This window comes from Cypionkella sp. (assembly GCF_034376685.1).
Classification (GTDB): Bacteria; Pseudomonadota; Alphaproteobacteria; order Rhodobacterales; family Rhodobacteraceae; genus Cypionkella.
Window position 1 is genome coordinate 13008 of record NZ_JAXMJJ010000079.1, and the last position, 13632, is coordinate 26639.

13 protein-coding genes are annotated in these 13632 nt (G+C 60.5%); 4 read left to right on the forward strand and 9 right to left on the reverse strand.

What is annotated here, in order from left to right; all coding sequences use genetic code 11:
- Positions 1–20: 20 nt before the first annotated feature.
- The 3 genes from mazG (at position 21) to U1A24_RS15050 (ending at position 3037) form a co-directional block, all read left to right on the forward strand.
- Positions 21–866: a nucleoside triphosphate pyrophosphohydrolase gene (gene mazG / locus U1A24_RS15040; protein ID WP_322322792.1), complete on the forward strand. Its 846-nt coding sequence runs from the start codon at positions 21–23 to the stop codon at positions 864–866.
- 99 nt (positions 867–965) lie between these two features.
- Complete coding sequence (locus U1A24_RS15045) at positions 966–1973, forward strand: Fe(3+) ABC transporter substrate-binding protein (RefSeq protein ID WP_322322793.1); 1008 nt, start codon at positions 966–968, stop codon at positions 1971–1973.
- Positions 1974–2089: 116 nt separating this feature from the next.
- Complete coding sequence (locus tag U1A24_RS15050) at positions 2090–3037, forward strand: nucleoside hydrolase (protein ID WP_322322794.1); 948 nt, start codon at positions 2090–2092, stop codon at positions 3035–3037.
- 858 nt (positions 3038–3895) lie between these two features.
- Here the strand turns inward: U1A24_RS15050 and phoB are convergent.
- The 7 genes from phoB to U1A24_RS15085 all read right to left on the reverse strand — a co-directional run bounded on the left by phoB (position 3896) and on the right by U1A24_RS15085 (position 11285).
- A complete protein-coding gene (gene phoB / locus U1A24_RS15055; protein ID WP_416136385.1) occupies positions 3896–4582 on the reverse strand; it encodes a phosphate regulon transcriptional regulator PhoB in 687 nt (228 codons plus the stop codon).
- On the reverse strand, positions 4582–5286 hold the full coding sequence (phoU, locus tag U1A24_RS15060) for a phosphate signaling complex protein PhoU (protein ID WP_322322795.1): 705 nt from the start codon (positions 5284–5286) through the stop codon (positions 4582–4584). The genes phoB and phoU overlap by 1 nt, the downstream gene beginning before the upstream one ends.
- 9 nt (positions 5287–5295) lie before the next feature.
- A complete protein-coding gene (gene pstB, locus U1A24_RS15065; protein WP_322322796.1) occupies positions 5296–6090 on the reverse strand; it encodes a phosphate ABC transporter ATP-binding protein PstB in 795 nt (264 codons plus the stop codon).
- A gap of 11 nt (positions 6091–6101) precedes the next feature.
- Positions 6102–7457: a phosphate ABC transporter permease PstA gene (pstA, locus tag U1A24_RS15070; protein WP_322322797.1), complete on the reverse strand. Its 1356-nt coding sequence runs from the start codon at positions 7455–7457 to the stop codon at positions 6102–6104.
- On the reverse strand, positions 7454–8902 hold the full coding sequence (pstC, locus tag U1A24_RS15075) for a phosphate ABC transporter permease subunit PstC (RefSeq protein ID WP_322322798.1): 1449 nt from the start codon (positions 8900–8902) through the stop codon (positions 7454–7456). Before pstC ends, pstA begins: the two co-directional genes overlap by 4 nt.
- 79 nt (positions 8903–8981) lie before the next feature.
- Complete coding sequence (locus U1A24_RS15080) at positions 8982–10037, reverse strand: substrate-binding domain-containing protein (RefSeq protein ID WP_322322799.1); 1056 nt, start codon at positions 10035–10037, stop codon at positions 8982–8984.
- 219 nt (positions 10038–10256) lie between these two features.
- Positions 10257–11285, reverse strand: coding sequence for a sensor histidine kinase (locus U1A24_RS15085; protein ID WP_322322815.1), 1029 nt, complete (start codon positions 11283–11285; stop codon positions 10257–10259).
- A gap of 295 nt (positions 11286–11580) precedes the next feature.
- Between U1A24_RS15085 and U1A24_RS15090 the strand changes: the two genes are divergently transcribed.
- Positions 11581–11841 (forward strand): hypothetical protein, encoded by a 261-nt coding sequence (locus U1A24_RS15090; RefSeq protein WP_322322800.1) that lies wholly within the window; start codon positions 11581–11583, stop codon positions 11839–11841.
- A 3-nt stretch (positions 11842–11844) separates the two neighbouring features.
- Here the strand turns inward: U1A24_RS15090 and iolB are convergent, their stop codons facing one another.
- A complete protein-coding gene (gene iolB, locus U1A24_RS15095) occupies positions 11845–12660 on the reverse strand; it encodes a 5-deoxy-glucuronate isomerase (protein WP_322322801.1) in 816 nt (271 codons plus the stop codon).
- A gap of 46 nt (positions 12661–12706) precedes the next feature.
- Entirely contained in the window at positions 12707–13603 is an 897-nt protein-coding gene (gene iolE / locus U1A24_RS15100; protein ID WP_322322802.1) for a myo-inosose-2 dehydratase, read from the reverse strand.
- Between the last annotated feature and the right edge of the window lie 29 nt (positions 13604–13632).

Below are 13632 nucleotides of genomic sequence, written 5' to 3' on the forward strand. Positions count from 1 at the left end.
TTATCTGCAAGGGATCGGCAATGCCCCACCCCCATTCTAACGACGCCCCCCATCAACTTGTGCGTGACCCTGCAGGCGGGATCGACAGATTGCTGGAGATCATGCGGCGGCTGCGCGACCCGGTTTCGGGCTGCCCGTGGGACATCGCGCAGGATTTCGCCAGCATTGTGCCCTACGCGATCGAAGAGGCGCATGAGGTCGCCGACGCGATTGAACGCCAAGCTTGGAACGAGTTGCCGGGAGAGTTGGGCGATCTGCTGTTGCAGGTGGTGTTTCACGCCCAGATGGCGACGGATCAGGGGCTGTTCGGCTTTCAGGATGTGGTGCAGGCAATCTCGGACAAGATGGTCGCCAGACATCCGCATGTCTTTGGCAATGAGAGTCGCGACAAAACGCCCGAACAGCAGACAGTGGATTGGGAGAAAATCAAGGCTGCCGAGCGCGGCGTGCAAAACGCCCGCGTGCTGGATGGTGTGGCGCTGGGATTGCCGGGGCTGACCCGCGCGGTAAAGCTGCAAAAGCGCGCAGCACGGGTGGGGTTTGACTGGCCCTCCACCGATGAGGTGGTGGCCAAGATCGCCGAAGAAGCGGCAGAGCTGGTGGAAGCGCGCGATCAGTTGAGCCACGCCGAAGTCACGGAAGAATTTGGCGATTTGCTGTTCGTGATGGCCAATCTGGCGCGGCATCTGCACGTCGATCCCGAAGCCGCTTTGCGTGCCGCCAATGCCAAATTCAGCCGCCGTTTTGGCCAGATTGAGGATTGGCTGGCCGAGGCTGGAAAGGCTCCGGCTGACAGCGATCTGGCGGAAATGGATGCGCTGTGGAACCGCGCCAAGGCCGCAGAGAAAGCCGCCAAGGCAGGGTGAACCGCGGCGCAAGGCAGCCAAAGTTATTTACTCAGGTATTGACCGATGTCCGTGCTTCGGCTTTAAGGGCGCCCAGATACCTGACCAAAGGACTCAACCATGAAGCTCCGTTTTTCCCTGTTCGCGCTGGCGCTGGCCAGCACCGCCCTGCCCGCCTTGGCGGAAGAGGTGAACATCTACTCGCACCGCCAGCCCGAACTGATCCAGCCGCTGATCGACGCGTTCAGCAAGGAAACCGGCATCACGGTGAACATCGCCTTTGTTGACAAGGGCATGGCCGAGCGTCTGGTGGCAGAAGGTGATCGCTCGCCCGCCGATCTGATCCTCACCGTCGACATCGCCCGCCTGATGGAAGTGGTGAATGCAGGGGTGACACAGCCGGTTGAGTCCGCCGTGTTGGAACAGAACATCCCGGCAGAATTCCGTGATCCGGGCAAGCAGTGGTTCGGCCTGACCGCGCGTTCACGCATCGTCTATGCCGCAAACGACCGGGTGAAGGATGGTGAAGTCACCACCTATGAAGACCTCGCGGATCCGAAGTGGAAGGGCCGCCTTTGCATGCGCTCGGGCACCAATGATTACAACGTGGCGCTGACCGGGGCGATGCTGGCGCATCACGACGCGGCGTTTACCAAGACCTGGCTTGAGGGGCTGAAGGCCAACCTTGCGCGCAAACCCAATGGCGGCGACCGCGATCAAGTTAAGGCAATCTGGGCGGGTGAATGCGATATCGGCATCGGCAACACCTATTACTTGGGTCAGATGCTGGCCGACGCCGAGCAGAAAGATTGGGCGAACGCGGTCCGTATCGTGTTCCCGGTGTTTGAAGCCGGCGGCACCCATATGAACATCTCGGGCGTGGCGATGACCAAAGCCGCGCCGAACCATGACGCGGCGCTGAAGCTGATGGAATGGCTGTCGTCGGATGAGGCGCAAAAGATCTACGCCGAAACCAACTACGAATTCCCGGTGGAACCCGGTGTGGAGCGCTCGGAGCTGGTGAAAAGCTGGGGTGAGTTCACACCCGACAGCCTGCCCTTGGCAGATGTCGCAGCACAGCGCCCCGCAGCGCTGAAACTGATCGAGGAAGTCGACTTCGACAACTGATCAGCAAGCGTGATCTGAAAAACTGTTGGAATTGGGCGCCTTGGCGCCCTTTTCTTTTTTGACCATGTGGACAAGATGCAGCGAATGGCGTTTTCTGCCGCAAACAGGAGCAGATCATGGCGCATCACCCCCGCAAAATCATCATCGACACCGATCCCGGCCAAGACGACGCTTTTGCGATCATGCTGGCCTTGGGCAGCCCCGAGGATATCGAGGTCTTGGGCATCGTTGCCGTCGCGGGCAACGTGCCGCTGGCGCTGACCCAGAAGAACAGTCGGATGATCTGCGAATTGGCGGGCAAGCCTGATGTGAAGGTGTTCGCGGGCTGTGATCGGCCCTTGAAACGCAAGCTGGTCACGGCAGAGCATGTGCATGGCAAGACCGGGCTGGATGGCCCGAGCTTGCCAGACCCGGTGATGCCGCTGCAAGCCCAGCATGGCGTGGAGTTCATCATCGAAACCCTGCGGCGCGAGGCTTCGGGGACGGTGACTTTGTGCCCGCTGGGGCCGCTGACCAATGTAGCCCAAGCGTTCTTGCAGGCACCGGATGTGGTGGCGCGGGTGCAGCAGATCGTCTTGATGGGGGGTGCCTACTTTGAGGTCGGCAACATCACCCCGGCGGCGGAGTTCAATATCTATGTCGATCCTGAGGCCGCAGAGATCGTGTTCAAATCGGGCGTGCCCTTGGTAGTGATGCCGCTGGATGTGACCCATAAAGTGCTGACCACGCGGGCGCGGGTGGAGGCGTTCCGGGCGATGGGAACCGAAGTGGGCCGGGTCTCGGCGGAATGGGCGGATTTCTTTGAGCGCTTCGATATGGAGAAATACGGCTCGGATGGCGGGCCGCTGCATGATCCGACCGTGGTGGCCTATCTGATCCGGCCCGATCTGTTCAAGGGGCGGCATATCAATGTGGAAATCGAAACCCAATCCGAGCTGACTTTGGGCATGACCGTCGCGGATTGGTGGGGGGTGACGGACCGCGCCCCGAATGCTTATTTCGTGGGGGATGTGGATGCTGAGGGATTCTTCGATTTGCTGATCGAGAGGATGGCCCGGTTGTGAGTTTGGGACGGTCCCGAGTTGGGACCGTTCTGGGTATGCAGGGAAATCAATAGGTTATGGGGGTGGTGGTAAGGGTTTGTTAAGGTTTCGCCACTGAAACGTTGGACTGGGGGCCAGCCCCCGACCCCCGGAGTATTTATGCCAATGTGAAATGCTAAGGCGACCAAAGGCAAATATAGGAACGGGGCGGACGGTGGTTTAGCAATCACGAAGACCGACTGACACAGTTAATCGCTCAACTCCGATTGCGTGGACATTTTTACCGATCAATAGTTATCAAGAACTTGGAGGTGGAAAAAATGGCGGACTTGCAATGCGTGTGTGGCTGCGGTGAACAGACCAAGGGTGGAAAGTACCGCCCCGGCCATGACCAGAAACTGCGGAAAGCTCTTGAGGATGCAGTCGGTGGATTGGAAAGTCTTCGCGCCTTGGTCGAAAAGCACTTAGGTCGACAAATTTCGAGCCGTTAGATTCGCTGACCAACCCGAAACTGCGGGCGAACTCTAACAACCCTCAGATGCTTAGCTTTTGATGGTCTGCCCGACTTTTTCTAGATTTCAGAATAACTCACCCGCCCGGAATCAAGGCGCGAATGCGCCGCCGGGCAGCGCCTGCCTCCCGGCCCGGCCACGGGCCGGGCGTTCTTCGCGGAAATTCTCCACTGGAGGATTTCTGATCGCTCATCACCCCCCTCGGGCAGGCGCTTTGGGCTGTCCCGCGCAGAATATCTGGGGGATTTGTTGAGGCAGAAAGCGCCTAAGCCATCTGTTGCAGCGCCCACCCGGCGGTCTGGCGCTGCCCTGTGGTGTGGCTTTGGAATAAGAATGGTGCGTGAGATCACGCACCCTACGCTGATCTTTACCCTAAGGCATACCCCGCCCCACGCACGGTGCGCAGGGGGTCGTCGCCGCCGAAGGTGCAGAGCGATTTACGCAGGCGGCCAATGTGAACATCGACAGTGCGGGTATCGACGTAAATGTCGCGGCCCCAGACCCGGTCCAAAAGGCTTTCGCGCGAGAACACCCTGCCCGGCTTTTCCATGAAGGTCGCCAGCAGACGGAACTCGGTGGGACCGAGTTTCAGCACTTTGTCGCTGCGGTAAACGCGGTGGGTTTCGGTATCGAGGCGTATGTCGCCCCATTCCAGCAGCAGGCCAGCGGTGGCCGGACGCACGCGGCGCAGTTGTGCGCGCAGGCGGGCCATCAGCTCGACCACGGAATAGGGCTTGATGACGTAATCATCGGCGCCGGTTTCCAAGCCGCGCACCTTGTCGACCTCTTCCGAGCGTGCCGACAGCATGATGATCGGAATGCCACGGGTTTCGGGGCGGGCTTTCAGGCGACGGCAGACCTCGATGCCAGAGACATGCGGCATCATCCAATCGAGCAGGATCAGATCGGGTGCCTCTTCGGTGATCAGAGACAGCGCGTCTTCGCCGTTGTCGGCGGTGCGAACATCGAAACCTTCGGCCTCAAGGTTATAGGACAACACGGCGCGTTGTGCTGGTTCATCCTCGACCAGCAGAACCGAGGGACGGGGTGCCATCAGGCATCCCCCCCAGCAAGTTCGGCTTTCGGGCGGGCTTCGCCCGGCACCGAACCGGTGGTCAGGTAGATCACTTGCTCGGCGATGGTGGTGGCGTGATCGCCGACGCGCTCGATGTTTTTGGCGATGAAATGCAGGTGCATACAGGCCGAAATGTTGCGGGTGTCTTCCATCATATGGGTGAGGAATTCGCGGAACAACGCGTTATACATCTGATCGACTTCTTCATCGCGCAGACGCACTTCGGCGGCGAGGCCCGCATCGCGGGACACAAACGCATCCAGCGCATCCTTCAGCAGCAAACCGACCTGCCGCGCCATGCGGCGGATCGAGCCTGCGGCACCGGGGATCGGCGACATCGCGTTCAGAACCAGCGCGCGCTTGGCGAGGTTTTTGGCATAGTCACCGCAACGCTCCAGCGAGGAGGCGATTTTCATCACGGTCAGCACGGTGCGCAGATCGGTGGCAATCGGCGCGCGCAGTGCGATCAGACGGGCGCATTCGGTGTTGATCAGCTCTTCCAGCTGGTCAATCGCGGTGTCGTTGTTGCGCACGAGATCGGCCAGAGCCTCATCACCGGTGTCCAGCGCTTTGGCCGCATCTGACAACGCCGCTTCAACAAGCCCGCCCATTTTCATGATCATCGCCTGAACGGCTTCAAGATCACGGTCGAAAACGGTGGCGATATGGGGATCATTCAGCATGTTCGCTCCTTAGCCGATCCGGCCGGAAATGTAGGATTCAGTGCGCGGATCTTTCGGATTGGTAAAGATCTGCCCGGTTTCGCCGTATTCGACAAGATAGCCGAGGTGGAAGAACGCGGTGCGCTGCGAGACGCGGGCGGCTTGCTGCATCGAGTGCGTGACGATGACCACGGAAAACTGGCTGCGCAACTCGTCGATCAACTCTTCGACTTGTGCGGTGGCGATCGGGTCAAGCGCCGAGCAGGGTTCGTCCATCAGCAGCACCTCTGGCGAGGTGGCGATGGCGCGGGCAATGCACAGGCGCTGTTGCTGGCCGCCCGACAGGCCGGTGCCGGGGGATTGCAGGCGGTCTTTCACCTCGTTCCACAGGGCGGCTTTGCGCAGACAGGTTTCCACCACCTCATCAAGTTCGGTCTTGTTGCGGGTCAGGCCGTGGATTTTTGGGCCGTAAGCCACGTTGTCATAGATCGACTTCGGGAACGGGTTTGGTTTTTGGAACACCATGCCGATGCGGGCGCGCAGTTGCACCGGATCGACGCGGGGATCGTAGATGTTCTCGCCTTCCAGCGTGATGCTGCCTTCCACCCGGCAGGACGGGATGGTGTCGTTCATCCGGTTCAGACAGCGCAGGAAGGTGGATTTGCCGCAACCCGACGGGCCGATGAAGGCGGTGACGGTTTTATCAAGGATATCCACGTCGACGTCTTTGATGGCATGGTTGGTGCCGTAATAGACTTGCGCGCGGCGCGCCTCGATCTTGATGGTCTGGGTTTCCACGCGGGTCTCCAATCGTTGGTCTTTCATGTGTTTTCCCCTTACCAGCGGCGTTCGAATTTACGGCGGAAGTAGATCGCCACGGCGTTCATTGCGATCAGGAAGATCAACAGAACGATGATGGCCCCTGAGGCGCGTTCGACAAAGCCGGGGTCGCCGCGTTGGGTCCAGTTGTAGATTTGCACCGGCAGAGCCGAGGCCGGGTCGAACAGACCCTCGGGCGGGGCGCCGGGGAAGTCGCGCACGAAGGCGACCATGCCGATCAGCAAGAGCGGTGCGGTTTCGCCCAAGGCTTGTGCGAGGCCGATAATGGTGCCGGTGAGGATACCGGGCATCGCCAAGGGCAGCACATGGTGGGTGACGGTTTGCAGACGGCTTGCACCCACACCGAGGGCGGCATCACGGATGCTGGGCGGGACCGCCTTGAGGGCCGCACGCGTCGGGATGATGATGCGCGGCAGCGTCATCAGGGTCAGCACGAGGCCACCGACGATGGGGGCAGATTGCGGCAGGCCCGCAAAGTTGATGAAGATCGAGAGACCAAGGATGCCGTAGACGATGGACGGCACCGCGGCGAGGTTGGCGATATTCACCTCGATCAGATCGGTGATTTTGTTCTTCGGCGCGAATTCTTCCAGATAGACCGAAGCGGCCACCCCGATCGGCAGTGCCAGGATCAGCACGACGAACATCATGTAGAGCGAACCGACGATGGCAACACCCAGACCTGCGGCCTCGGGGCGTTTGTCGGAGGCGTCGGGCATGGTCAGAAAACCGGCGTTGGTTTGCATCGAGAGCACGCCTGCGGCTTTCAGTTTGTCGGCCATCGCCAGTTGTTCGGGCGAGGTGTTCTTGTCCAAGGCGGCGGATTCCATCGACACCCGACCCTTGTAGTAGCCGTCGATACGGCCCGAGGCGAGGACGGTGACGTCGATGGTGGTGCCGATCATCGAGGGGTCGGCCAGGACGCGGTTACGCAGGGTGGCCGGCGATTCCTCGGAGATCATCTTGGCGATGTCTTTCGACGTCAGCCCCCCGAGATCAATGCCTTTGGCGACAATTTCAGCCTCTAGAGAGGCGGCCAGCAGCTTGCCATAGGCGATGGTAGTGGCTTTGCTGAGATCGGCCGGATCGCGGTTGCCGCCTTTGTCGAGCAGCGCCGCGTCCAGCGTGACCGGGATGGTCATGAAGGTCTGACGGAAGGCCGGAAGGCCGTTGCTGAAGATCGAGATCAACAGCCAGACCAGTGCCAGCAGCGCCACCACGATGGCGGTCAGACCGTAAAGACGGAAGCGTTTTTCGGTGGCGTTGCGCGCCTTGGTGCGCGGGTCTTGCACCAGCAGCGACTCGCGGGTGTCAAGGGCCGCGCGCGGGTTCAGCGGGGCTGAAGCGGTCATTCGTATTGCTCCCGGTATTTACGCACAATCACCAGGGCGACGATGTTCAGCGCCAAGGTCAGGCAGAACAATGTCAGACCCAGCGCGAAGGCGACCAAGGTTTCTGGGCTGGAGAATTCGGTATCGCCGGTCAACTGGCTGACGATCTTCACCGTCACGGTGGTCATCGCTTCAAACGGGTCAAGCGAGAGTTTGGCGGCAGCCCCTGCCCCCATCACCACGATCATCGTCTCACCAATCGCGCGGGAGGCGGCGAGCAGCACGGCACCGACGATGCCGGGAAGGGCTGCAGGGATCACCACTTGCTTGATGGTTTCCGAAGGTGTGGCGCCAAGGCCGAGCGAGCCATCGCGCAAAGATTGCGGCACCGCGTTGATGATGTCGTCAGACAGCGAGGACACGAACGGGATCACCATGATGCCCATCACGAGGCCTGCGGTCATCACCGAAGACGACGAGTTGCCGATCCCCAAGGGTTGCGCAAAGTAGTCGCGCAGCAAGGGGCCGACGGTGACCAGCGCAAACAGACCGTAAACGATGGTCGGGATACCGGCGAGGATCTCGATCGCAGGTTTCACCCAAGACCGGGTGGTCTTGCTAGCATATTCGGCCAGATAGATCGCCGACATCAGGCCGATTGGCACCGCCACGATCAAAGCGATCACCGAGACATAGAGCGTGCCCCACAACAGCGGCAGGATGCCAAGCGACGAGCCGCCGCGGAACTGCGGGTTCCAATCGGTCGAGAAGAAGAAATCAGCGGCGGGATAGATGCGGAAGAACTGGATCGATTCAAACAGCAACGAGCCGACAATCCCCACCGTGGTTAGCACCGCTACCATAGAGGCGGCAACCAAGAGCCACATCGCAAATCGCTCGGTGGCGTTGCGGGCGCGGTATTCGGGGTTGATGCGGCTGAGGCCAAAACCAAGACCTGCCAGCGCCAAGGCCAAGGCCGCAATGGTCATCGCCAGACGCGAGGTTTTCCCGGCGTCGCGCAGCGCGGCGGTCGCGGCCAAGGTCGATACGGTCGGCTCGGTTTCCAGCACCACGCCTGCGCCGTTCAAGGAGGTTTTCAGCGCGGTCGGGCTGGCAAGCAAGGGCGTGACATCCTCACCGCGCTCCGCCAGCATGTTCAGGCCATCGGCGACACGGCGCACGTCGGCCATCACCAGCGCGGCAGATTTACCTGCCGGTAGCTCGGCTGGGTTGATCAGGCTGAGCGCTTTGGTTTCCAGAAACAGCGGTTGCGCCAAAAGCCATGCCGCGATCAGGAAGAACGCAGGAACCGCGGTCAGAAGCGCTGTGATCCGGCCATAAAACGGTGGCAGTGAATGCAATTTGCGAATGTCGCCTGCGACTTGTGCAACGGCCTTGCGGCGGCCAATCACATAGCCCGCAGCGGCAAGGGCGAGTAGAATAAGGGTGAGGAGGCCGAGGCTCATGGGGGTCCTGCCGATGAGAGGAAAGGGCGCCGTGTGAGGAAGGGGACGCGAGCGATCTCGCGTCCCCAACTAGAAGTGTTTATTCCAGCGGGCCCATCACGGTTTCGGCCTCAACAGCCGCTTGGGTCGCTGCCAGTTCCGGATCGGGAACCAGACCGTAATCTGCCAAAGCGCCGCCCTCACCAGCCATATCGTCCGAGACGAAGAACTGGACATATTCTTTCAGGCCGGGGATCACGCCGATATGGGCTTTCTTGACGTAGAAGTACAAGGGACGCGACACAGGGTATTCGCCCTTCGAGATCGTCTCAACCGACGGCAGGATGCCGTTGACGGTGGCGACTTTCAGCTTGTCGGTGTTGTTTTCGTAGAACGACAGACCGAACACGCCGATGGCGTTCTTGTTGGCGTCGATACGCGACAGGGTCTCGGTGTAGTCACCGTCGATATCAACCGAGGTGCCATCGGTGCGGGTTGCGAAGCAGAGTTTCTCGGCTTCTTTCTTTTTGTCGCCTTCTTCGGCGGCGGTCGAAGCGGCCAGGAACAGATCGTAAGCGCCGTTGGTTTTGCAGCCTTCCATCAGCACCTTGGTGTCGAACACTTCACGGGTGCCGTGCTTGGTGCCGGGGATGAAGGCCAGAATGTCTTGTGCGGGCAGGGCTGCATTGGCGTCAGCCCAGGTCTTGGCGGTGTTGGCAACCAGAGCACCGTCTTTGGCGACTTGCGCGCCGATGGCGCTGTAGACGTCAAGCGGGGTCAGCACGAAATCCGGGCCGTTGATGTCGGAAGCAAACACGATGCCATCATAGCCGATGCGCACTTCCATGATGTCGGTGACGCCATTGGTCGCACACAGCTCGAGGTCGGATTTGGTGATGCGCGAGGAAGAGTTCGCGATGTCGATGGTGGCTTCGCCCACGCCTTCGCAGAGTTTCTTGCGACCAGCGCCCGAACCGCCGCCTTCAACGACCGGAGTTTTGAAATCGCCGTTCTCACCGAACGCCTCGGCCACGATGGTCGAGTAAGGCAGCACGGTCGAGGAGCCCGAGATTTGCAGCTGGTCACGCGCCGAAGCGATGACGGTCGAAGCGGCAAGGATCGCCACTGCAGAAGGGATCAGTTTGATCAGAGACATTGTGCTCTCCAGTTAATTCCCGAGGGCTGCCCGGATGGCTTGCCCTTCGCAGCCCCGTCTAGGCGGGTTGTTCTGCTGTTTTGCGACAGTTTTGTAACAGCTATATGACAGGGGCGGCAGGAGGGGCGGAAATAGCCTGCACTGGGGGGATTGCGGCGGCCGTGGAGCCTGTGGCGGGCGTATTTTGGCCAAGATGAAGGATTAGGGCAGTCTTTTGGCTTAGCGAGCCTCGTAGGGCAGCAGCACCGAGAATCGGCTGCCTTTGCCTTTGGCGCTTTCGATGATCAGGCGGCCACGGTGGCGGTTGACGATATGTTTGACGATGGCGAGGCCCAATCCGGTGCCACCCTTTTCGCGCGACCGGTGGCCGTCGACGCGGTAGAAGCGTTCAGTCAGGCGGGGAATGTGGAAGGGATCGATGCCCTCACCCTGATCGCTGACCGCGATGCGCAGCTGGCGGCCACGCGGGCCTTGCTCCAGAGTCAGGGCGACGCGGACTTCGGCACCAGCCGGGCTGCCGTATTTCACCGCGTTTTCAACAAGGTTGGCCAACACCTGGGTCATCTGATCGGCGTCGGCCTTGATCATCAAAGGCTGATCGGCACCCTCCACCCGGATCTTGACACGGGCGGCTTCGGCAACCGGGCGCAGGCTGGCGACGGAACTGCGCAAAAGCCCTGCAATATCAACCTCATCCCCCGGCAATACGCGTTCTTCGGATTCGACCCGGCTGAGATGCAGCAGATCGCGGACAAGGCGGTTCATACGCTCGGCCTCAGAGGCCATGATGGTCAGAAACCGCTCGCGCGCCGGGGCGTCATTGCGGGCGGGGCCGCGCAATGTCTCGATGAACCCCAGCAGCGCGGTCAGTGGTGTGCGCAACTCGTGGCTGACATTGGCGACAAAATCGCGGCGCATCTGGTCCATCTGCTCCCATGCCGAGCGATCCTCAAACGCGCAGACAACGCCTTGCGGCACCGGGCTGACCGAGATTTCATAGATGGTATCTTGCGTGACGCCAGCGAGGATCAGACGGACGCGGCCAGCTTCGCCGTGCTGCAAGGCTTGGGTGATCGCGCGCAGAAACTCGGGCTGCCGGAAGCTGAGCGCGTGGTGGCGATCAAGGATCGCAACGCCGAACAGGGCGAGCGCAGGCGCATTCGCCTGCACGATGCGTTCATCCGCCGCGATCAGGATCACCGGCAGCGGCAGCCCGCCCAGCAGTGCTTTTGTTGCCTCGTGATCCATCGCCATTCCCTCGTCTTTAACAATCTGTACTGCAGGCAAACATATCATGCCAGTTCACGCTTGCTCACGCCGCCGTGCGCAAGCTAACATAGGGCGAGTGACGTAACGAAAATTCGCGTTTTGGCTGTGGTAGACGCGGAGAATGCCGACGCCTCGCAGCCCCAAGGCGCGCAAGAAGAATGAGTGGGAGCCGACCATGCCGCCGCAGTCGGGGTTAGTGCAAGAGCAAAACCCGCCAAGCCGCAGAATTCTTTATCTCGCTGGCGGCGAGGACGCCCCGGCATCACAGGATGCCATGATCTTCTCCCTGCCCTTCGCGCAGCTCTTCGCGGACGAACTGGCCCGCATCGCGCCGGATCTGGTGGTGTTTCCGCTGTTCAGCGCCACGCTGGATGCGATCGTGGTGCTGACCCGGCTGAACGAGTTGGGCTATAGCGGGCGCTGCCTTGTGCTGACGCCACGGCTGCCGAAGCCGCATCTGATCGAGGCAGAACTGCGCAGCTACAAAGGTGCGATGGAGATCCAGCTTCTGACCTCGGACGCGCCGCTGGAGTAAAACTTAAACCGGCGGATTGTCGCGCTGGAAGATCCAATCATGGTCTGGATCATTCTGGAACCGCCAATTGCGGCGCGGCCCCGCCATGACGTTCAGGTAATACATCTCATAACCGTAAGGCGCGCCGCAGGGGTGATGGCCTTTGGGGACCAGCGTGACATCGTGGTTTTTCACCGCCATCGTCTCATCAAGGCTACCATCTTCGGTATAAACGCGCTGGATGCCAAAACCCTGCGCCGGATTGAGCCGCATGTAATAGCTTTCTTCCAGATAGGTCATGCGGGGGAAGTCGTCTTCATCGTGGCGGTGGCTGGGATAGGACGACCAGTTGCCAGATGGGGTGAAGACTTCGGTCACCAGCAGGCTATCGGCCACATCCAACGCTTCCATCGCAATGTTGTTGATAAAGCGGGTGTTTGCGCCGGTACCGCGCTGGGTCAGGCTGATGCCTGCGGGGCCGATTTGCGCGGCTTTGTGGCCGGATTTGCCGGGGGCGGTGCAGATGGCGAGGGTGCAGGCGGTGGTGGCGGTGGCATGCCAATCGCTGCCATTCGGCACATAGAGGCAATGCGGCGGGGTTTTCTCAAACACATCCATTCGGTCGCCGAGTATGCCCCAATCTTGGCCAGCGGCATGGATTTGCGCCTTGCCTTCGACGAGCACGAGGATCACCTCGCGGTCGCCAGTGACTTCGGCAGCGGTTTCACCCGGTTGCAGGCGGTAGAGGCCGAAACCGACATAGCCCCAGCCCGCGCTTTCAGGCGTGATGTCATGCACCTTACCCGTTGTGCCGTTTGGTTTTCTAAGCAGGTCGGCCATGTCACTCTCCCAAGATACGGGGCCTGGGGGGCGTGCCCCCCAGCCTTTATTTGTCCAGACCAGCCCGCTTGGCAAAGCCCTTGAGGCTACGCAGGCCAAGCGATTGATAATCCATCGGAATGCGCACCGACGGGTCCTGCTCGGCCTCGATCACCAGCCAGCCGGAATAGTTGTGCTGCGCCGCCACTTCGAGCACGCTGAAGAAATCCACAGCCCCCTCGGCATCGCCCGGAACAGTGAAACTACCGCGCCGCACGCCTTCGAGGAAGGACAGCCCCTGCTCGCGCACCTGCTTCATGATGTCGGGGCGGACGTTTTTGGCGTGGATATGGCCGACGCGGGCCATGTGCTTTTTCGCCACCCGCACCGGATCGCCGCCGCCATAATAGCAATGGCCGGTATCAAGCAGCAGATGGGTATGCGGGCCGGTCTCGGCCATCAGACGGTCAATCTCCCATTCAGCCTCGACAATGGTGCCCATGTGGTGATGGTAGACCAGCTTGACACCTTGGGCAGCACTGAATTCAGCTAGCGCTTCAATGCCTTGGCCGAATTTCTTCCAATCGGCATCGGGCAGATGCGGGCGGTCGTTCACCGCTTTGTCATCGGCACCATGAATGGCGTTCGAGGTTTCACAGACGATGATCACCTTGCAGCCCATGCCCTTCAGCAGGTCGAGATAGGGCTGCATCGCGGCCTTTTCATCGTCGACCGAGTTGACCAACAGGTTGGTGGAATGCCAGCCCGAGATGTATTTCAGCCCGCGCGGTTGGAAAAGCGCGTTCAGCCCTTCCACCGTCAGCGGCATTTTATGGCCCTTTTCGATGCCATCAAAGCCGATTGCAGCGGTTTCATCCAGACATTGCTCTAGGCTGATATGCGCGCCAAGGCTGCGGTCGTCGTCATTGGTCCAGGCGATCGGGTTGGTGCCGTATTGGATCATCATTTCCTCAAATTTTAACGGTGGCGCGA

Excerpts from the sequence above, each read along its gene's own strand:
- phoU (WP_322322795.1), bottom strand. The coding sequence starts at position 5,286 with ATGCTGAATGATCCCCATATCGCCACCGTTTTCGACCGTGATCTTGAA.
- phoB (WP_416136385.1), bottom strand. The coding sequence starts at position 4,582 with ATGGCACCCCGTCCCTCGGTTCTGCTGGTCGAGGATGAACCAGCACAA.
- U1A24_RS15090 (WP_322322800.1), top strand. The coding sequence starts at position 11,581 with ATGATCTTCTCCCTGCCCTTCGCGCAGCTCTTCGCGGACGAACTGGCC.
- U1A24_RS15080 (WP_322322799.1), bottom strand. The coding sequence starts at position 10,037 with ATGTCTCTGATCAAACTGATCCCTTCTGCAGTGGCGATCCTTGCCGCT.
- U1A24_RS15085 (WP_322322815.1), bottom strand. The coding sequence starts at position 11,285 with ATGGATCACGAGGCAACAAAAGCACTGCTGGGCGGGCTGCCGCTGCCG.
- mazG (WP_322322792.1), top strand. The coding sequence starts at position 21 with ATGCCCCACCCCCATTCTAACGACGCCCCCCATCAACTTGTGCGTGAC.
- pstB (WP_322322796.1), bottom strand. The coding sequence starts at position 6,090 with ATGAAAGACCAACGATTGGAGACCCGCGTGGAAACCCAGACCATCAAG.
- pstA (WP_322322797.1), bottom strand. The coding sequence starts at position 7,457 with ATGACCGCTTCAGCCCCGCTGAACCCGCGCGCGGCCCTTGACACCCGC.
- pstC (WP_322322798.1), bottom strand. The coding sequence starts at position 8,902 with ATGAGCCTCGGCCTCCTCACCCTTATTCTACTCGCCCTTGCCGCTGCG.
- iolE (WP_322322802.1), bottom strand. The coding sequence starts at position 13,603 with ATGATCCAATACGGCACCAACCCGATCGCCTGGACCAATGACGACGAC.
- U1A24_RS15050 (WP_322322794.1), top strand. The coding sequence starts at position 2,090 with ATGGCGCATCACCCCCGCAAAATCATCATCGACACCGATCCCGGCCAA.
- U1A24_RS15045 (WP_322322793.1), top strand. The coding sequence starts at position 966 with ATGAAGCTCCGTTTTTCCCTGTTCGCGCTGGCGCTGGCCAGCACCGCC.
- iolB (WP_322322801.1), bottom strand. The coding sequence starts at position 12,660 with ATGGCCGACCTGCTTAGAAAACCAAACGGCACAACGGGTAAGGTGCAT.